Raw genomic sequence first — 19,777 nt, 5'->3', positions numbered from 1 at the left:
AATGAGTATTTAGAACATCACAGGAAATCTGAAAATGATAGTGAAAATTTCATACTTGAGTAATCACGTACTGCTGACTTTAGTCAGTAACAAACCTATGGTACTTTAGTCCATAGTGGTTTAGTTTGATTTAGGTAGACACGTTCTTGACTCATAGAGAAATTAAAGCTAAATCCAAATAAAAAAAGTAATACTAAATATTTCATCTTTCAAACATTATTTCTCATAGCTTCAATCTCCTCATTAGTATCTCCAATAAATTGTAAAATTTCTTCTCTTCCAATAGTTTTGCTCGATGAGGTTATGAAATGCAGTGGTAACTCTTCCCAATATTGTAATAAGTTATTACAATAATCTTCAACGTGTCTTTGTATAGCTTTTGGCTTTAGCTTATCGGCTTTGGTAAATATAATAGAAAACGGAATTTCTTTCTCACCTAAATATTGCATAAACTCTAAATCTATAGGCTGTGGTTTATGTCTAATGTCAATTAATACAAAAGCACACACGAGTTGCTGGCGCTGTTCAAAATAATTGGTTATAAATTTCTGAAAGATCTTTTTAGAAGATTTAGAAACGCGAGCATAACCATAACCTGGTAAGTCTACTAAAAACCAATTACTGTTGATGAGAAAATGATTAATAAGTTGTGTTTTTCCTGGTCGTCCAGAAGTTTTTGCTAAGCTCTTGCGACTAGTCAACATGTTTATTAGCGAAGATTTTCCGACATTACTTCGGCCAATAAATGCGTACTCGGGTAGTGGTTGTTTAGGGCACTTGTCCACATCCGAATTACTCATTACAAATTCCGCTGATTTTATTTTCATCCTAATAGTAAACTTCCTAAAAGGAAGCAGTATTTAGTTAAGTGTTTTTCAAAAACACATTTCATGTGTTTATATTTATTCTTTTTTTAAGGACACATGCTATTCGCTATTAATCATTGCTTTGGGTGATAATATGTTTAGCATGCTCGTTTCATAAAAGAAATGTAAGCTATCATAACAGTTTTTGAAACTTAAGCTATTATTCTTAAGGCTTTAAGTTTTGGTATTAAATTTTAAAACCCACTAGACTCAAGCCAGTTATGTAGTATTTTATTAAATTCATCAGGATGTTCCATCATAGCTGCGTGGCCACATTTGTCTATCCAATATAGGTCTGAATCTGGTAAAAGCTCATGAAACTCGTCTGCAACTTCTGGAGGCGTAACATTATCATTTTTCCCCCAGATAATACAAGTTGGAGTAGTCATTTTTGGTAAGTCTTTTGCCATATTGTGACGTATAGCACTTTTTGCGATTGCTAAAGTTTTGATGAGTTTATTTCTGTCATTTACCGTTTCATAAACTTCGTCTACAATTTCTTTAGTAGCTACTTCTGGGTCGTAAAAAACATCTTGTGCTTTTTTCTTAATTACCTCGTAGTCACTACGCTTAGTGTATCCGCTACCCATGGCACTTTCATAAAGTCCTGAACTACCTGTAATAACAAGGCTTTTAACTTTTTTTGGATAAAGTTTGGTGTGATATAAGCCTATATGTCCGCCAAGAGAGTTACCTAGTAAAATGACACTGTCAAACCCTTTAAATTCTATAAAGTCTTTTAGGTAATTGGCAAAACTCTTTACGTTAGTTTTTAACAATGACATTTTGTAAATAGGGAGTTCAGGTATGATAACTTTATACCCTTTTGTGCTGAAAAAATCTGTAACAGCATCAAAATTACTAAGTCCTCCCATTAGCCCATGAAGAACAATAATTGGGGTGCCTTCACCGACTTCAATATATCTATAATCCTTTTCTTCTTTTAAAAGGTGCGCCATTTATTAGTTAGTATAGTTAAAAACAAATATAGTTAAATACTTGGGATTTTTAATGTCATATTTTTATTGGTTTTAAAAGCTTTTTACAGATTATAGGTCAGTAATAAAAGAGTGCATTTAGTCGAAAAAGTTAAAACTTATTAACAAAAGTGGTAGAAAGTGGTAAAATGTGGGTATTTTTTCGATATATTTGATTTTAAAATTGTTTTGTAACCTTTTTTGACCCCATAGCATTGAACGCATTAATAGGAACATACGAAGTAAAAGCAGATGCCAAAGGAAGGCTTATGCTGCCAGCTGTTTTAAAGAAACAGTTGGCTCCTGTTGTGCAGTCGGGCTTTGTAATTAAACGTGCTGTATTTCAACCTTGTTTGGAGTTGTACCCAATGCCAGAGTGGGAGAAATTGATGCAAAAAGTAAATAAACTCAACCGTTTCAATAAAAAGAATGATGCTTTTATTCGTCGTTTTACTGCAGGGGTAAAAGTGGTCGAAGTAGATGCAACGGGACGTCTTCTGATTCCAAAAGATTTGTTGAAATTCTCTGGTATTACCAAGCAAAGCGTTTTGGCTTCGGCGGTAAATATTGTTGAAATATGGGATAAGGATAAATATGAAAAAGCTATTGATGATGCAGCCTTAGATTTTGCAGATTTGGCTGAAGAAGTAATGGGACAAGATGATGAAGACGATGGAGTATCATAATGCGGTATTACTAAGGGAAACTGTTGATGGATTGGCTATTAAGCCAGATGGGGTTTATGTAGATGTAACTTTTGGTGGCGGGGGACATAGTCGAGAGATTTTAAACCGTCTAGGGCCAAATGGAAAACTGTATGCTTTTGATCAAGATACGGATGCATTAGCCAATGCTATAGATGATGAACGATTTACTTTAATTAATGAAAACTTTAGACACATCAAACGTTTTTTAAAGTTTTATGGAGTTAGAGAGGTTGATGGAGTTCTAGCAGATTTTGGAGTGTCTTCACATCAGTTCGATGTTGCAGAGCGTGGTTTTTCTACACGATTTGAAGCCGATTTAGATATGCGGATGAATCAAGACAATGTATTGTCGGCTTATGAAGTAATAAATGATTATGAAGAAGAGCAATTAAAGCAAGTGTTTCTCCAATATGGAGAGCTAAGACAAGCACCAGCCATGGCAAGAGTTATTGTAGAGGAGCGTGAACATACTGATATAAAAACGAGCGCGCAATTGAAGATAGTTCTAAAGCGGTTTTTAAATCATAGGAAAGAAAATAAAGTATTAGCACAGATTTATCAGGCTATTAGAATAGAGGTTAACCAAGAGATTGAAGCTTTAAAAGAATTGTTAATTCAAATACCTGAAATATTAAAAGTAGGAGGGCGCTTGAGTTTTATTTCATACCATTCTTTAGAAGATAGATTGGTTAAACGTTTTATAAGAAATGGTCTTTTTGAGGGTGAGCCAGAGCGTGATATGTTTGGCAATTTTGAAGTGCCATTAAAAAAAGTAGGAGGTTTAATAGTGCCTTCTCCAGATGAAATAAAAAGAAATAATAGAGCACGTAGTGCAAAACTAAGGATAGCAGAGAAGTTGTGAAGAAAAATATTTACAGCATACTAAGAGGTACTTTTCTAATCAGTGATGATTCGTTTAAAAATTGGCGGGTCATTCTTTTTATTTCAGGTCTAGCTATAATTATGATTGCCAGTGCACACAGTGCTGATAAAAAAGTATTTGAGATATCACGAATGAGTAATGAGGTTAAAGAATTACACTCAGCATTTGTAGATAAAAGAGGAAGGTTAATGAGGCTAAAAAAAGAGTCTTATATAGAATCTGAAATGAAGAAAAAAGGGATTGAAATTTCGTTGAATCCTCCAATAAAAATTAAAGTAAAATCACAAGAACAATAGGCTTTGGCAACAACAGAAACCAACATATTAAACAGATTGTACTTCGTTGCAGGCTGCATGTTTGTCTTTGCAATTGCCGTACTGTTTAAGCTGTGTTCTATTCAGTTTATTGATGGCGATAAGTATCGTGCTATGGCACAAAAACGTTCGATAAAGGCATTTGAGATACCTGCTAATCGTGGTAATGTTTATTCCGCTGATGGTAGTCTTTTAGCAACATCTATTCCTAAATATGATGTTGGTATAGATGCTGTTACATCTTCAGATAATAATTTCAAAAAGTATATAAAACCGTTGTGTGATTCTCTTGCTGTTTTTACGGGTAAATCATCAGGCAGTATAGAGCGTAAAATAAAAAAAGCACGCAACACAAAAGACCAATATTTACTATTACTTAGGAATTTATCCTATTCAGAATTTATACGAATTCGCAGCTTTCCATTGTTTAAGTTAGGGTCAATTCGGGGAGGATTTGTTTACAGCCAAAAAACAAAACGTGAACATCCGCTAGGCAGTATTGCGGAACGCTCTATTGGTTATGAGCGTATTGATGAAAATGGCTATGCAACCAGAGTTGGTATTGACGGTGCATTTGGTAAAGATTATTTAAGAGGTGAAAACGGAAGGCGATTAAAACAGCGCATCGGAAAAGGAGAATGGAAGCCAATACGTGATGCTAATGAGATTGAGCCAAAAAACGGTTACGATATCTATACAACTATTGATGTTAATATTCAGGATATAGCGCATCATTCGTTATTGGGTCAGCTCGAAAAATACGAAGCAGAACACGGTTGCGTAGTGGTAATGGATGTAAAAACAGGCGAAATTAAAGCCATCGCAAATTTAGGACGTAATCGAGAAGGTAAATATTATGAACGTCTTAATTATGCAGTAGGTGAAAGTCATGAGCCAGGTTCTACTTTCAAGGTTATGGCTATGATGGTAGCTTTAGAGGATAAGGTTATTGATACATCGACAGTCATTGATACAAAGAATGGGCGCAAAATGTTTTACGGAAGACCAATTAATGATTCTGGAGCTGGACATGGAAAAATATCTGCTGCAAAGACCTTAGAGGTCTCTTCAAATATTGGCTTAGCAACTATTGTTGATGATAATTATTCAAAGCAACCAGAGAAATTCCTAAAAAGGCTTCGTGATTGGCGACTAGATAAAGAATTAGGGGTTTCTATAATTGGAGAAGGAGAGCCAGTGATTCCAAAACCAGGTGATAAAATTTGGAGCCGTAATGCATTGCCATCTATGGCGTATGGCTACAATATGCAATTGACTCCGCTTCAAACTTTAGCCTTTTACAATGCCATAGCTAATAAGGGTGAGTTGATAAAACCTCGTTTTTTAAGAGCAGTAAAAGAATTTGACAGAAATATTGAAGTTTTTGAAAAAGAAGTTTTAGTAGATAAGATTTGTTCCGATGAAACACTATTAAAAATAAAAGACATTCTTAAAAATATAGTTGAAAGAGGAACAGGTGAAAGATTATACTCCAAAACGTTTTCAATGGCTGGTAAAACAGGTACAGCGCGTGCTGATTATGCTAATATAGAAGAGTGGTTAAAAGATAGAAAGTATGTGTCCTCTTTTGCTGGGTATTTTCCAGCAGATAAACCTAAATATTCTTGCATTGTGGTAATTCATAAACCAAGTACAAAAGTTGGTTATTATGGTGCGGATGTTTCAGGACCAGTATTTAAACGTATTGCTCAAAAAATATACACAGATACTCCCTTAATTGATGAGATTGATTCTGTAGAATTTCAAAACCCTCAGGTGGTTCAAGATTTTGAGAAGTTCAATACCATTTCAAATACGTATAAAACAATCATGCCAAATTTAATAGGTATCCCTGCTATGGATGCCGTTGCTTTTTTGGAAAACATGGAAGTAAAAGTAAAAGTTAAATTAAAGGGAAGTGGTGTGATTAAATCACAATCTATTTCAAAAGATAAAAAGCTAAAGTTTAATCAAACTATCGTCCTAGAAGCATCTTGAAACCTTTAAAAGACATATTGTACAAGGTTACTATTAATGCTGTTGTAGGAAGTACAAACATTGCGGTTAATAAAATTGAATTCGATTCTCGTAAAGTAGAATCTAATGATGTTTTTGTAGCACTTGTTGGAACCATTTCAGATGGACATGATTATATAGTTAAAGCTATTAATGATGGTGCAAAAGCCATTGTATGTCAGATGTTGCCAAATGATTTGTTAGCAGACATAACATACATAGAAGTCGAAAATTCTAATCAAGCACTAGCCTTTATGGCTGCAAATTATTATAATAATCCTTCAGAAAATTTAAAGTTAGTCGGTACAACAGGGACTAATGGTAAAACCACTGTTAGTTCTTTATTGTACCAGTTATTTAAAAAAGCAGGTTATAAAGTGGGTTTATTATCTACCGTGAGGATTATGGTAGATAATACCAAATATAAGGCTACACATACAACACCAGATTCTTTAACCATTAACAAATATTTACAGTTAATGAATGACGAAGGTGTAGAGTTTTGTTTCATGGAAGTTAGCTCTCATGGCATACATCAAAGTAGAACTGAAGGTTTGTTTTTTACAGGTGGGATTTTCACCAATCTCTCCCACGACCATTTAGATTACCATAACACATTTGCAGAATATCGTGATGTCAAAAAAGCATTTTTCGATGGCTTACCTAAGACAGCTTTTTGCTTGGTTAATGCAGATGATAAAAATGGTTTGGTAATGATGCAAAACACCAATGCCAAGAAATACACGTATGCTTTAAAGTCCTACGCAGATTACAAAGCACAGATTTTGGAAAACCAGTTTGGAGGTTTATTATTAAAGCTAAATGACAATGAAGTTTGGACTAAATTAATTGGAAACTTCAACGCCTACAATCTCCTTGCTATTTATGCGACTTCAGAATTATTGGGGCTAGAAAATGAAGAAAGTCTAAAATATATAAGTGCACTAGAGAGTGTCAGTGGAAGATTTGAATATTTTGTCTCTGACGATAAAATTACAGTAATTGTTGATTACGCACATACGCCTGATGCATTAAAAAATGTATTGGAAACTATCAATTCTATAAGAACTAAAAACGAAGAATTAATAACTGTCGTGGGTTGTGGCGGAGACAGAGATGCGGCAAAAAGACCAAAAATGGGGCATATTGCTTCAGCTCTAAGCACCAAAGTGATTTTTACAAGTGATAACCCAAGAACAGAAAATCCACAAACCATTCTCAATGATATTGAAGCAGGCGTTGAACCTCAAAACTTCAAAAAAGTCCTTTCAATTTTAGATAGAAAACAAGCCATAAAAACGGCTTGTCAATTGGCTAAACCAAATGATATTATTCTTATCGCAGGAAAAGGTCATGAGACGTATCAAGATATTAATGGTGTAAAAAATGATTTTGACGATTATAAAATTGTCGGCGAACTATTAAAGCAATTACAAAAGTAAAGAGATGTTATACTACCTATTCGATTATTTAGAAAAACAGTTTCAGTTTCCTGGAGCATCTCTATTTGGGTTCCTAACATTTAGAGCTGCAATTGCAATGATTTTATCTCTGCTAATCTCTATTGTTTATGGTAAGTACATCATTCGCTTTTTGCAAAAAAAACAAGTAGGAGAAACAATTAGAGACTTAGGTTTAGAGGGTCAAGCAGAAAAAGCGGGTACACCAACAATGGGTGGGATAATCATCATTTTGGCAACTTTGATTCCAGTATTACTATTCGCTAGGCTAGAAAATATTTACATCATTCTTTTAATCGTTACAACAGTTTGGATGGGCGCCATTGGTTTTTTAGATGACTACATTAAAAAATTCAAGAATGATAAAGAAGGACTTAAGGGAAAATTTAAAGTCTTAGGCCAGGTTGGTTTGGGAATTATTATTGGTGCAACATTATATTTTCATCAAGATGTCACGATGAAAGAAAAATTACCAATAGAACAACAAAAAGTTTTGCTTACTGAAAATCCAGACATCGAACCTTTTAAGCTTTTCGCAGAAGCTGAAAAGTCTACTAAAACAACAATTCCTTTTGTTAAGAATAACGAATTTGATTATGCAGATTTAATTACTTGGGTAAATCCAGGATTAGAAAAATACGCTTGGATTATTTTTATACTTGCTGCAATTTTCATTATTACAGCAGTTTCAAATGGAGCAAATCTCACTGATGGAATTGACGGTCTGGCAGCAGGAACATCAGCCATAATTGTATTAACTCTGGGGATTTTTGCATGGGTTTCAGGTAATATTATTTTTTCAGAATACCTCAATATTATGTACATCCCAAGTGTAGAAGAAATTACCATTTACATCGCTGCATTTGTAGGAGCATTAATTGGCTTTTTGTGGTATAATACCTATCCAGCTCAAGTTTTCATGGGTGATACGGGAAGCTTAACTATTGGAGGAATTATAGCGGTAATCGCAATCGCAGTTCGAAAAGAATGGTTGATACCAATTCTGTGCGGAATTTTCCTTGCCGAAAATTTATCGGTTGTTATGCAAGTTAGTTATTTCAAATACACAAGAAAAAAATATGGAGAAGGTAGACGTATTTTTAAAATGTCGCCTTTGCATCATCATTATCAAAAATCAGGATATCACGAAAGCAAAATAGTCACTAGATTCTGGATTATCGGAATCCTGCTAGCCATTTTAACAATAGTAACTCTTAAAATTAGGTAAAAATGTCATGCTGAGCATGTCGAAGCATCTCAATGATTAGAAAATGACAAATACAAGGCTTGTGATATTAGGTGGAGGAGAAAGTGGTGTTGGTACAGCACTTTTGGGAAAGGCAAAAGGATACGATGTTTTTGTTTCGGATAATGGCGAAATAAAGAGAAAATACAAGGATGTTCTTATACATAATCAGATTAAATGGGAAGACAATCAGCATACTGAATCAAAAATTTTGAACGCTGATATTATAATGAAAAGCCCTGGGATTCCTGATAAAGTTGCGCTAATTAAAAAAATTAGAACAGCTACAATTAAAGTGGTTTCTGAAATTGAATTTGCTTCAAAATATACGGATGCAACGTTGGTTGCCATAACAGGCAGCAATGGAAAAACTACAACGGCAAGTTTAACACATCATATTCTAAAACAAGAATTAAATGTAGGACTTGCAGGTAATATAGGAGATAGTTTTGCGAAGCAGATTTTAGAAGAAAATTATGAAAACTATGTTTTGGAAGTCAGCAGTTTTCAATTAGATGATATCGATGATTTTAAACCAAAAATTGCAATTCTAACAAACATCACACCAGACCATTTAGATAGATACGATTATAAGTTTGAAAACTATATCGCTTCAAAATTCAGAATAATAGAAAATCAAACTGAAGACGATTTTTTCATTTATGACGCTGATGACCCAGTTATAGAAGACTGGTTAAAATCAAATCTTATTAAATCTCAAAAACTACCATTTTCGATAACTAAAGAGGTTGAAAATGGCGCATATATAAAAAACGAAGAGCTAATAATAACTATAGATAACAATCAATTAATTATGCCAATAAAAAAACTAGCATTAGACGGTAAACACAATGTTAAAAATGCAATGGCTGCATCGACAGCCGCTTACTTACTTAAAATTAGAAAACAGACCATTAGAGAGAGTTTAGAAAACTTTCAAGGTGTAGAGCACCGCTTAGAAAACGTACTTAGGATTAACAAAGTACAATACATAAACGATTCTAAAGCTACTAATGTAAACGCTACTTATTTTGCTTTAGAAAGCATGCAAGCGCCGACGGTTTGGATTGTTGGTGGTGAAGATAAGGGCAACGATTACAGAGCGCTTTTTCCGTTTGTAAACGAAAAAGTAAAGGCAATTATCTGCCTTGGAGTAGATAACAAAAAACTGATGGAAAATTTCGGGAACATGGTCGATGTTGTTATCGAAACACAATATATGAGTGAAGCCGTAAAAATTGCTTATAAAATTGCAAGCGCAGGAGATAATGTATTATTGTCGCCAGCTTGTGCAAGTTTTGACTTATTTGAAAACTATGAAGACAGAGGTCGTCAATTTAAAGAGGCTGTACGCAAGTTATAAGTAGATAATAATGCAAACACTGTTTCAAAACATAAAAGGAGATCGGTTAATTTGGGCAATTGCAACATTGTTAGCAATTTTCTCATTCTTACCTGTATATTCGGCAGCCAGTAATTTGGCATATACTGGCGGTTCAGGAAGTACATTTTCTTATTTACTGAAACATTTTATGCATCTCTTTCTCGGTTTTGCAATAATGTACGCAGTTCATAAAATACCATATCGTTATTTCAGAGGATTGTCTATGGTAATGATTCCGGTAGTTGTTGTGTTGCTAGTTGTTACCGTATTGCAAGGAACAACTATTGATGGTGCAAATGCGAGCCGATGGATTAAGATACCAATTGTAAATATGTCTTTCCAGACTTCTACTTTGGCATCTGTTGTATTAATGGTATATGTGGCGCGTTACCTTTCAAAAATCAAAGAAAAAAAAGTGTCTTTCAAGGAAACCATTTTGCCATTATGGACACCGGTTTTTTTTGTTCTGATATTAATTCTTCCAGCTAATTTTTCAACGACAGCTATAATGTTTTCAATGGTCGTATTACTAACATTTTTGGGTGGATACCCGATACGATATTTATTGGTTATAATTGGTTCTGGTCTAATAGCTCTGGTATTATTTGTTCTCGTTGCAAAGTCTTTTCCAGATGTTATGCCCAATCGTGTAGACACTTGGATAAGTAGAATTGAAAATTTTGCTAACGGAGAAGATACTGAAGAAGACTATCAGATTGAAAACGCTAAGATAGCTATTGCATCAGGAGAGATATATGGTTTAGGTCCAGGAAAAAGTAGACAAAAAAATATTTTACCACAGTCGTCATCAGATTTCATATTTGCAATTATTATTGAAGAATATGGGCTTTTTGGAGGCTTATCTTTATTAATCATGTACACGTGGTTGTTGTTTAGGATAGTTATCGTGTCGCAAAAGTCGGATACTATTTTTGGGAAGTTGTTAGTACTTGGAGTCGGTTTGCCTATAGTGTTTCAGGCCTTAATTAATATGGCTGTGGCTGTTGAATTATTTCCAGTAACAGGACAGACTTTACCATTAATTAGTAGTGGAGGGACATCGATATGGATGACCTGTATGGCTATAGGTATTATTTTGAGTGTAAGCGCAAAGCGTGAAGAAATAAAAGCTAAAGAAGGACAGGAAGAAAATCCCTTAGATATTTTATCGGAAACAATTTAGGAAATTTGAAACAAAGTCAATCAACATACAAATTCATTCTTTCAGGTGGTGGAACAGGTGGTCACATTTATCCAGCAATAGCTATAGCTAATGAGTTAAAATTACGTTTTCCAAATGCGGAGTTTTTATTTGTCGGTGCAAAAGACCGAATGGAAATGGAAAAAGTTCCGCAAGCGGGTTATAAAATTGAAGGGCTTTGGATTTCTGGAATTCAACGAAAACTGACGTTGAAGAACTTGCAGTTTCCTTTTAAACTTATATCTAGCCTTCTGAAATCTATTAAGATAATTAGAAGATTTAAGCCTAATGTTGTTATAGGAACTGGCGGTTTTGCGAGTGGCCCGTTATTACAAGTTGCAAATTCAAAAGGGATTCCTACATTAATTCAGGAGCAAAACTCTTATCCAGGAATCACAAATAAATTACTTAGCAAAAAAGCAAATAGTATTTGCGTGGCTTATGAAGGTTTGGAGCGTTTCTTCCCGAAAGAAAAAATAGTCTTAACAGGAAATCCAATCCGTAAGGATTTAATCCATATTGATGGTAAAATCGAAGAAGCAAAACAGTATTTCAAACTTAATGATACTAAATTAACTCTGTTGGTTTTAGGAGGAAGTTTAGGTGCAAGACGTATCAATCAGCTGATTGAAAGTAAACTTCAATTTTTCGAATCGCACAAGATTCAATTGATATGGCAATGCGGAAAATTATATCACGAGCAATACGATATATATAATTCAAATGAAAATGTACAAGTACACTCATTTTTAAATCAAATGGACTTGGCCTATGCAGCAGCAGATATTATTATTTCTAGAGCAGGTGCAAGCTCTGTTTCTGAGCTTTGTGTTGTAGGTAAACCAGTCATTTTTATACCATCGCCAAATGTAGCTGAAAATCACCAGACCAAAAATGCGAAGTCTATTGTAAATAAGGATGCAGCAGTTTTGATTAAGGAATCTCAGATAGATTCTGATTTCGATACAGCTTTCAAAAAGTTAGTCACTTCAAAAGAAGATCGAACAGAATTGGGTAACAATATTAAAAAATTAGCATTAGTAAATGCAACAAAAGATATAGTCAACGAAGTTGAAAAACTTTTAAATGAGTAAACAAAAGCATAATATATATTTCATTGGTATTGGCGGCATCGGCATGAGTGCTTTAGCACGCTATTTTGTTGCTAACGGTAATGCTGTGGTAGGCTACGACAAAACACCTACAGAAATTACAAATGCTTTGCAAGATATAGGTGTTGCTATTCATTTTGAAGATGATATAAATTCAATTCCATTAAAATTTAAAGACAGGGCTAATACACTTGTTGTTTACACGCCAGCAATTCCAGAAACACATATGGAGCTTCAATATTTTAGAAATAATAATTTTGAAATTAAAAAGCGTTCAGAAATTCTTGGAGATATTACGCGTAATACGTTTTGTTTTGCAGTTGCAGGAACACATGGCAAGACCACAACAAGCAGCATACTAGGACATCTGTTAAATGAATGTGATGTAAATATGACTGCCTTTTTAGGAGGAATTAGTGAAAACTATAATTCTAATCTAATCCTAAACGGAACTAAAGCTACAGTAGTGGAAGCAGATGAATTTGATCGTTCATTCTTGACTTTATCGCCAAATTATGCATGTATTACCTCTATGGATGCAGACCATTTAGATATTTATGGTGATGCTTCAGAATTAATAAAATCATTTAAAGATTTTACTAATAAAATAAAACCAAAAGGAAAGTTGTTCGTAAAAAACGGTTTGCCTATTGAGGGAATAACCTATGGCATTGAAGATGATTCTGATTATGCCGCCCAAAATATTAGAATAGAAAATGGCAGCTATATTTTTGATGTAAAAACGCCTACAACCATTCTCAAAAATTTCAAATTTAACCTGCCTGGTAGACATAACTTGTCTAATGCGTTAATAGCATTGGCGATGTCTGTAGAATATGGTCTTCCCCACCAAAAGCTCGCCAAGGCTTTAGCAAATTACAGAGGTGTAAAACGACGATTTACCTATCAAATTAAGACAGATGATTTGGTCTTTATTGATGATTATGCACATCACCCAGAAGAGATTAATGCAGTGCATCAAGCTGTAAGAGAAATGTATCCTGAAGATAAAGTTATGGCAATTTTTCAGCCACATTTATTTTCTAGAACTAAAGATTTTGTAGAGGAATTTGCTACTGCTCTATCACAATTTGATGAGCTGCTCTTATTGGATATTTATCCAGCGAGAGAATTACCGATTGATGGTGTAGATTCTAAATGGCTATTAGAAAAGATAAAAAACTCAAATAAGAAATTAGTTTCCAAAAAAGAGCTAATAGAAGAAATAAAAAAAAGTACAGCTAAAGTTATCTTAACAATTGGCGCTGGAGATATTGGAGAAGAAGTTAAAAATATTAAAAAAGCATTACGTATTGCGAGTTAATTGGGGTTACATAAAGGTATTGGTTTTGCTAGTGTTGGTAGGGTTTTTGTATGCTTTTACAAATACTAGAAACACACGTCGTGTTATTGATAAGCCTGTTGTAGAATTTAGCAGTGCTAGCAATCTATTTTTAACGCACCAAAATGTTAGTAAATTGTTAATACAAAATCCTAAAGGTCTTCATAACGACAACAAAGAAATTATAGATTTGAATGAATTAGAATCTACCCTAAATTCTAATCCAATGATTAAAAATGCTGAAGTCTATATGTCTGTAAATGGGCAGCTTTCAGCAGTAATTGAACAAAAACGACCTATTGCAAGAGTGCATACAAACGCTTCATATTATATCGATGATGAAGGTGTTTATATGCCATTGTCGGTTAATTATTCAGCTAGAGTGCCGCTAGTAACCGGTATGGTTAATAAAACTAAACTAGATAAAATCTATAAAATCGCTAAAAAGATTGATGAAGACGAATTTCTAAAAAAGTATGTTATTGAAATTCATCAGAAAACTGACAGTAGTATTGATTTAAGATTGCGTAAGTATGCTTTTATAGTACAGTTTGGAGATTTAACTAAGTTAGGAAAGAAGATAAACAACTTTAAAGCTTTTTATCAAAAAGCTATAAAAGACAAGACAATAGATACATTTAGTAGTGTAAACTTGAGGTTTGATAACCAAGTGATATGCACCAAAAAATAAATTATGGAACAGCATAATATTTCGGTAGGATTAGATATAGGAACCACAAAGATTGTGGCCATGATTGGACGCAAAAACGAATATGGAAAGGTTGAAATTTTAGGTGTTGGTAAATCTAAAAGTTTGGGTGTACATCGTGGTGTTGTAAATAATATTACACAAACCATTCAGTCAATACAACAAGCTGTTCAAGAAGCAGAAGCTGCCGCTTCAGAGAAAATTGAAGGTGTAACTGTTGGTATAGCAGGACAGCATATTAGAAGTTTACAACATAGCGATTATATAACTCGCACCAATTCTGAATTGGTAATAGATGAAGCTGATATCGATAGATTGATTAACCAAGTGCATAAGCTGGTAATGCTGCCTGGAGAAGAAATTATACACGTCTTGCCGCAAGAATTTAAAGTTGATGGTCAAGCCGAAATTACTGAACCAATTGGTATGTATGGTGGTAGATTAGAGGCTAATTTTCACGTTGTGGTAGGTCAAGTATCGTCTATTAGAAACATTGGACGCTGTGTGAAAAGTTCGGACTTAGAGTTGCAAGGTATAACCTTAGAGCCTTTAGCGTCTGCAAACGCCGTATTGAGTCAGGAAGAAAAAGAAGCAGGTGTTGCATTAATAGATATAGGTGGTGGAACAACGGATTTAGCGGTTTTTAAGGACGGTATCATTCGTCACACCGCTGTAATTCCTTTTGGGGGCAATGTAATCACAGAAGATATAAAAGAAGGCTGTTCTATTATAGAAAAGCAAGCTGAATTGCTTAAAATGAAATTTGGTTCGGCATGGCCAGGCGAAAACAAGGACAATGAAATTGTGTCTATTCCAGGTTTAAGAGGACGTGACCCAAAAGAAATAACATTAAAAAACCTTTCTAAAATAATTCATGCTAGAGTCGTTGAAATTATTGAGCAGGTTTATGTAGAAATAAAAAATTACGGACACGAAGAGCAAAAGAAAAAATTAATTGCAGGTATAGTTTTAACAGGTGGAGGAAGTCAGCTAAAGCACTTAAAGCAATTGGTAGAATATATCACAGGAATGGATACAAGAATAGGGTATCCTAATGAACATTTGGCAGGAGGAAGCGATGAAGAAATCGCAAGTCCATTATTTGCTACAGCAGTTGGTTTGGTTATGGATGGTTTAAAACGTCAAGACCGAAAAATGGCTGAAGAAGCAGAAGAACAAATAGAAGCCGAAGTGAGTACTGAAGAGCACGAAGAAGTTGCAAAAGAAGAACCAAAAAAAGAACGTCGTTCATTTTTAGATAAGCTAACAGAACGTGTTAAGGATTTTCTTGACAATGCTGAATAAAAAAATACGATTAATTAATATAAAAATATAAAATCCCTTAATAAAGTTAATATGAGTAACAGCAACGAATTTGGGAATATTTCTTTCGACATGCCAAAAAATCAATCCAATGTCATTAAAGTTATTGGAGTTGGAGGTGGCGGAAGCAATGCAATAAATCACATGTTTCAACAAGGCATCAAAGGTGTAGATTTTGTTATTTGCAACACAGATGCTCAGGCACTTCAAAATAGTGGTGTGCCTAACAAAATTCAACTCGGTGTAAATCTTACTGAAGGTCTCGGAGCAGGAGCAAATCCTGATGTAGGAGAGCAATCTGCGGTAGAAAGTTTAGAAGATATCCGCCGTATGTTAGATACCAATACAAAAATGGTATTCATTACAGCAGGAATGGGTGGTGGTACAGGTACAGGTGCTGCACCAATCATTGCAAAAATGGCACGTGAGTTAGACATTTTGACTGTGGGTATTGTAACTATGCCATTTCAATTTGAAGGTAAAATGCGTAACGAACAAGCCCAACGTGGGATAGAGCGTTTACGTGAACATGTAGATTCTTTAATTGTAATCAATAATAACAAACTTCGTGAAGTTTATGGTAATCTTGGTTTTAAAGCAGGATTTTCTAAAGCTGATGAAGTGTTGTCAACAGCTTCTCGCGGAATAGCAGAAGTTATTACACATCACTACACTCAAAATATTGATTTACGTGACGCTAAAACCGTATTAAGTAAAAGCGGAACAGCAATTATGGGTTCTGCAACAGCTTCAGGACAAACAAGAGCTCAGGAAGCGATTATGAAAGCTTTGGATTCACCTTTACTTAATGATAATAAAATTACTGGAGCCAAAAATGTATTGTTACTTATCGTTTCTGGTTCTCAAGAAATTACTATCGATGAAATAGGAGAAATTAATGACCATATCCAAGATGAGGCCGGACACGGTGCAAACATTATCATGGGTGTCGGTGAGGATGAGTCTTTACAAGATTCAATTTCCGTAACTATAATCGCTACAGGGTTCGACATAGATCAACAATACGAGATTTCTAATACCGAAGCCAAGAAGGTTATTCATGCCTTGGAAGATGAAAATTGTGGAGAAGAAATTGAAGTTCAAAGCACAGAACCAGCAATAATTTCTCCAGATATAGTATTAGAAAAAGAAGAAGTTGAAGCGCCTATTGTTCATACATTAACTGAGGATGATTTTGAAGAAGAATCTCCAGTGGTTGAAAATGAACTTATTAAAACAACTGAAGCAATAAAAAATATCAACGTAATATATGATGAGGTTATAGATGTAAAACCAGTGACTGAAGAGGATTTTATCATCACACCAATTCAAAAAGTTGAAGAAAATATAATTGAAGATACTGAAGAAGAGCAAATCACGCTAACATTTGATTTGCCACTTTCTAATCTTGATATTGAGAAAATTGAAGAGCCAGAAACCGGTGATAAAAAAATGTTATTTCAACTTGAAGAAGAAGTTAAAGATATTCATGTTACTGACCCAATTGAATTGATTTCGGTCACAGAAGCTAATAAAGAAGGTGAAAAGCGATATGCATTAGATGATTTTTCAGCTGAAGATGTTGATACTTCTACTAAAGCAAAAAAGGAGGTTCAAGTTAAAGAAGAAATTGTTTTTGAAAAGAAAACAATTCCATTAGAGGACGTTGAAGAAGAAATATCGGGCGAAATTGACCCTTTGAATAGTCCGATTTCTGAAATCTTAAAAGAGCGCGCTAATGAACGTCGTAAAAAGATGAAAGATTTTAATTACAAGTTCAATAATGCTAAGATTGATGAGATTGAAAAAGAGCCAGCTTATAAAAGGCAAGGAGTTAACTTAGAAGATACCCAAAATTCTTCTGAAACAAGGGCATCTCGTATATCTATTAGTACTGATGATAATGACGACATACAGTTAAGAAGTAATAATTCTTTTTTGCATGATAATGTTGATTAACAATTAATCTATTGAAGTACTAGTTAAGTACAATTCCTAACCCGAAAAGTACCTCGTTTTTCGGGTTCATTTTTTTTATTTGTTTAGTATCTTTACAGCTCAATAAATTTCAAAGAAATGAGTTTACAGAAAGACATTATGACAGCTATGAAAGCAGTCATGAAAGATAAAAATCAAACGGCTTTAGCAGCATTAAGAGCTGTTAAATCAGAAATTTTGTTAGCACAAACATCTGGTAGTGATGCAGGATTAACCGAAGATGACGAAATAAAAATCTTATCTAAATTGGTAAAGCAACGTAAAGATAGTGCTGCAATATTTTCAGAACAAAATAGAGTAGATTTAGCTGAGCCAGAATTAGCTCAAGCTGCTATAATAGAACAGTTTTTACCAGAGCAACTTACTGATGAAGAAATTGAAAAAGTAGTAGTGCAAACTATAGATGCTACTGGAGCATCTGGGATGAAAGATATGGGTAAAGTTATGGGAATTGTATCTAAAGAGTTAGCAGGTCAAGCAGACGGAAAAACAATTTCTAGTATAGTAAAGACAAAATTAATGGCTTGATAGTAAGCTAAAGGCCTCGTAGTTCAACTGGATAGAATATCAGATTTCGGCTCTGAGGGTTGGAGGTTCGAATCCTCTCGAGGTCACAACTTGAAAGCGTAAGATGTTTTAAATTAATGTCTTACGCTTTTTTTTATTTCTTTTTTCCCGATATTTTCCCGATATTTTTGTTTGTTATTGTATTCTATCGTATGCTTTTTCTACGAAAACAACTTCACAATTAAAGACTTTACAATATTTGTCTATTACATTTTGGTTCATTGATTTCATGTGATTTTCAATATCAGAAACTAAAAATTGATAGCTTTTATTTCCGAAAACCAGGTATGCTAATTCTGTTTGGCTCAATCCTAATGCTATGCGTTTCTCTCTAAAAAAGTTTGAGGTTGCAATACCGAAAGGGGATGTTATTTTTTCTTTTCTTCTTGGCATTTTGTTTAAAAGAATTTAAGGTAGATTATAATTGCTACGATTATTAAAGTAGTTGCATTAGATATTTTAGCGTTTCTTTCTGTTCTTTTTTCTTGTTCTTCTGGTGTCATGTGTTTTGGTTTTCAAAAAATTTAGTTATCTCTTTTTTTGCTCCATAATTTTCATTCCATTGTTTTAATGTACAATGCTTAACTCTAAGGGATAATACCGAACGTCCCGAAACTATAGATTTAGGCACAAATGAATTAGTTGCACAAACCCAAAAAATTTAAAACCTTATTTAGGAAAATTATTTAATGGCGAGTGGAAGCAAGCTCAGAAAATTCCGTTTTGGGACGGAAATACTGCTCAAAGAATTGTAAATATAATTACTAAAAAGGTAATTATGAATTAGCCAAATTCTTTAAATTAGTAATAGTTTCAGGTTGATTTTTACTTTTAAAAACATGACTTCCGGCAACAAAAACATTAGCACCAGCATCTGCTAATTTTTTTATGTTTTGGTCCGTAACACCACCATCAATCTCAATAAGTGTGTCTAAGCCTTGCTCATCAATCATTTTGCGTAGTTTCTTAATACGATTGTAAGTGATATCTTCAAATTTTTGGCCTCCAAAACCAGGATTAATGGACATTAGTAACACCATATAACATTCTGGTAAAATATCTTCTAAAACAGAAACTGGTGTTGTTAGGTTTAGAACAATTCCAGCTTTACAGCCAGCAGATTTTATTTGTCTTAGTGTTCTGTGAAGATGGACAGTGCTTTCATGATGTACTGTGATAATATCTGCACCAACTTTTGCAAACTCTTCAATATAACGCTCAGGTCTTTCAATCATTAAATGCACATCTAATGGTTTAGTAGCATGCTTTTTAATAGCTGCTATTACTGGCATTCCGTAAGAAATATTAGGTACAAAATGGCCATCCATAACATCAATATGAAACCAATCGGCATCACTATTGTTAACCATTTCTGTATCTCTTTGTAAGTTGGCAAAATCTGCCGCTAGCATCGAAGGAGCAATTAAGTTTGAAGCCATTTTATTGTGTTGTGTTTATATGTACAAATGTAATTAAAAAGACGAATTTCTTAAATGTAAACTATATAAAAAGCAGGGCAAACGCATCATAATTTGAGTATTTTTACCATATATTGATTATTGATAGCCGCTTTTAGTCTTCTGCTTTTAATACCCACTTTAGCTTTGATATCTTTTTTAAGAAGATTTAAAGCGATTTTAGTAAGTATCGAGAAGTTTTGAGCAGCGTTTTT

The 19,777-nt window shown here is 34.0% G+C and carries 18 protein-coding genes, 1 tRNA gene and 1 pseudogene; 15 read left to right on the top strand and 5 right to left on the bottom strand.

Annotated features, from left to right (window positions below; genetic code table 11):
- Window positions 1-209: 209 nt before the first annotated feature.
- Together yihA and HKP48_RS10830 are read right to left on the bottom strand one after the other, a co-directional pair.
- A complete protein-coding gene (yihA, locus tag HKP48_RS10835; protein WP_296345711.1) occupies window positions 210-827 on the bottom strand; it encodes a ribosome biogenesis GTP-binding protein YihA/YsxC in 618 nt (205 codons plus the stop codon).
- A gap of 233 nt (window positions 828-1,060) precedes the next feature.
- The gene (locus tag HKP48_RS10830) at window positions 1,061-1,825 is read right to left on the bottom strand and encodes an alpha/beta hydrolase (RefSeq protein ID WP_296345709.1); all 765 of its coding nucleotides are present in this window, start codon (window positions 1,823-1,825) and stop codon (window positions 1,061-1,063) included.
- Between the two features lie 233 nt (window positions 1,826-2,058).
- Between HKP48_RS10830 and mraZ the strand changes: the two genes are divergently transcribed.
- The 15 genes from mraZ to HKP48_RS10755 all read left to right on the top strand — a co-directional run bounded on the left by mraZ (window position 2,059) and on the right by HKP48_RS10755 (window position 18,152).
- Window positions 2,059-2,529, top strand: coding sequence for a division/cell wall cluster transcriptional repressor MraZ (gene mraZ / locus HKP48_RS10825; RefSeq protein ID WP_296345707.1), 471 nt, complete (start codon window positions 2,059-2,061; stop codon window positions 2,527-2,529).
- The gene (rsmH, locus tag HKP48_RS10820; protein ID WP_296345705.1) at window positions 2,504-3,412 is read left to right on the top strand and encodes a 16S rRNA (cytosine(1402)-N(4))-methyltransferase RsmH; all 909 of its coding nucleotides are present in this window, start codon (window positions 2,504-2,506) and stop codon (window positions 3,410-3,412) included. Before mraZ ends, rsmH begins: the two co-directional genes overlap by 26 nt.
- A complete protein-coding gene (locus HKP48_RS10815) occupies window positions 3,409-3,729 on the top strand; it encodes an FtsL-like putative cell division protein (RefSeq protein WP_296345703.1) in 321 nt (106 codons plus the stop codon). The genes rsmH and HKP48_RS10815 overlap by 4 nt, the downstream gene beginning before the upstream one ends.
- A 57-nt stretch (window positions 3,730-3,786) precedes the next feature.
- Window positions 3,787-5,745, top strand: coding sequence for a penicillin-binding protein (locus tag HKP48_RS10810; RefSeq protein ID WP_296345712.1), 1,959 nt, complete (start codon window positions 3,787-3,789; stop codon window positions 5,743-5,745).
- On the top strand, window positions 5,742-7,205 hold the full coding sequence (locus HKP48_RS10805; protein ID WP_296345701.1) for a UDP-N-acetylmuramoyl-L-alanyl-D-glutamate--2,6-diaminopimelate ligase: 1,464 nt from the start codon (window positions 5,742-5,744) through the stop codon (window positions 7,203-7,205). The genes HKP48_RS10810 and HKP48_RS10805 overlap by 4 nt, the downstream gene beginning before the upstream one ends.
- A gap of 4 nt (window positions 7,206-7,209) precedes the next feature.
- A complete protein-coding gene (gene mraY / locus HKP48_RS10800; RefSeq protein ID WP_296345699.1) occupies window positions 7,210-8,451 on the top strand; it encodes a phospho-N-acetylmuramoyl-pentapeptide-transferase in 1,242 nt (413 codons plus the stop codon).
- A gap of 43 nt (window positions 8,452-8,494) precedes the next feature.
- Window positions 8,495-9,832 (top strand): UDP-N-acetylmuramoyl-L-alanine--D-glutamate ligase, encoded by a 1,338-nt coding sequence (gene murD / locus HKP48_RS10795; RefSeq protein ID WP_296345697.1) that lies wholly within the window; start codon window positions 8,495-8,497, stop codon window positions 9,830-9,832.
- 10 nt (window positions 9,833-9,842) lie between these two features.
- Window positions 9,843-11,036 carry an FtsW/RodA/SpoVE family cell cycle protein gene (locus HKP48_RS10790; RefSeq protein WP_296345695.1) on the top strand — a complete coding sequence of 398 codons (1,194 nt, stop codon included), beginning with the start codon at window positions 9,843-9,845 and terminating at the stop codon, window positions 11,034-11,036.
- A gap of 5 nt (window positions 11,037-11,041) precedes the next feature.
- Window positions 11,042-12,148 carry an undecaprenyldiphospho-muramoylpentapeptide beta-N-acetylglucosaminyltransferase gene (gene murG, locus HKP48_RS10785; RefSeq protein WP_296345693.1) on the top strand — a complete coding sequence of 369 codons (1,107 nt, stop codon included), beginning with the start codon at window positions 11,042-11,044 and terminating at the stop codon, window positions 12,146-12,148.
- Window positions 12,141-13,490, top strand: a complete 1,350-nt coding sequence (gene murC, locus HKP48_RS10780) for a UDP-N-acetylmuramate--L-alanine ligase (RefSeq protein WP_296345690.1) — start codon at window positions 12,141-12,143, stop codon at window positions 13,488-13,490. Before murG ends, murC begins: the two co-directional genes overlap by 8 nt.
- Window positions 13,480-14,199: a cell division protein FtsQ/DivIB gene (locus tag HKP48_RS10775; RefSeq protein ID WP_296345689.1), complete on the top strand. Its 720-nt coding sequence runs from the start codon at window positions 13,480-13,482 to the stop codon at window positions 14,197-14,199. The genes murC and HKP48_RS10775 overlap by 11 nt, the downstream gene beginning before the upstream one ends.
- Before the next feature lie 3 nt (window positions 14,200-14,202).
- On the top strand, window positions 14,203-15,522 hold the full coding sequence (gene ftsA, locus HKP48_RS10770) for a cell division protein FtsA (RefSeq protein ID WP_296345687.1): 1,320 nt from the start codon (window positions 14,203-14,205) through the stop codon (window positions 15,520-15,522).
- Between the two features lie 51 nt (window positions 15,523-15,573).
- On the top strand, window positions 15,574-17,499 hold the full coding sequence (ftsZ, locus tag HKP48_RS10765) for a cell division protein FtsZ (RefSeq protein WP_296345686.1): 1,926 nt from the start codon (window positions 15,574-15,576) through the stop codon (window positions 17,497-17,499).
- A gap of 117 nt (window positions 17,500-17,616) precedes the next feature.
- Complete coding sequence (locus HKP48_RS10760) at window positions 17,617-18,066, top strand: GatB/YqeY domain-containing protein (RefSeq protein WP_296345684.1); 450 nt, start codon at window positions 17,617-17,619, stop codon at window positions 18,064-18,066.
- Window positions 18,067-18,078: 12 nt separating this feature from the next.
- Window positions 18,079-18,152: transfer RNA gene (locus HKP48_RS10755), tRNA-Arg, on the top strand.
- 88 nt (window positions 18,153-18,240) lie between these two features.
- Here the strand turns inward: HKP48_RS10755 and HKP48_RS10750 are convergent.
- The 3 genes and pseudogenes from HKP48_RS10750 to HKP48_RS10740 all read right to left on the bottom strand — a co-directional run.
- A complete protein-coding gene (locus HKP48_RS10750) occupies window positions 18,241-18,498 on the bottom strand; it encodes a helix-turn-helix transcriptional regulator (protein ID WP_296345682.1) in 258 nt (85 codons plus the stop codon).
- Between the two features lie 383 nt (window positions 18,499-18,881).
- Window positions 18,882-19,544: a ribulose-phosphate 3-epimerase gene (rpe, locus tag HKP48_RS10745; protein WP_296345681.1), complete on the bottom strand. Its 663-nt coding sequence runs from the start codon at window positions 19,542-19,544 to the stop codon at window positions 18,882-18,884.
- 86 nt (window positions 19,545-19,630) lie between these two features.
- Window positions 19,631-19,777, bottom strand: a pseudogene (locus HKP48_RS10740) (ISAs1 family transposase); the annotation flags it as partial.

The sequence above is a fragment of the Winogradskyella sp. genome, from assembly GCF_013042245.1.
Taxonomy (GTDB): domain Bacteria; phylum Bacteroidota; class Bacteroidia; order Flavobacteriales; family Flavobacteriaceae; genus Winogradskyella.
The sequence above is the reverse complement of the archived record's forward strand: the minus strand, read 5'-3'. Positions and strand labels throughout refer to the sequence as shown.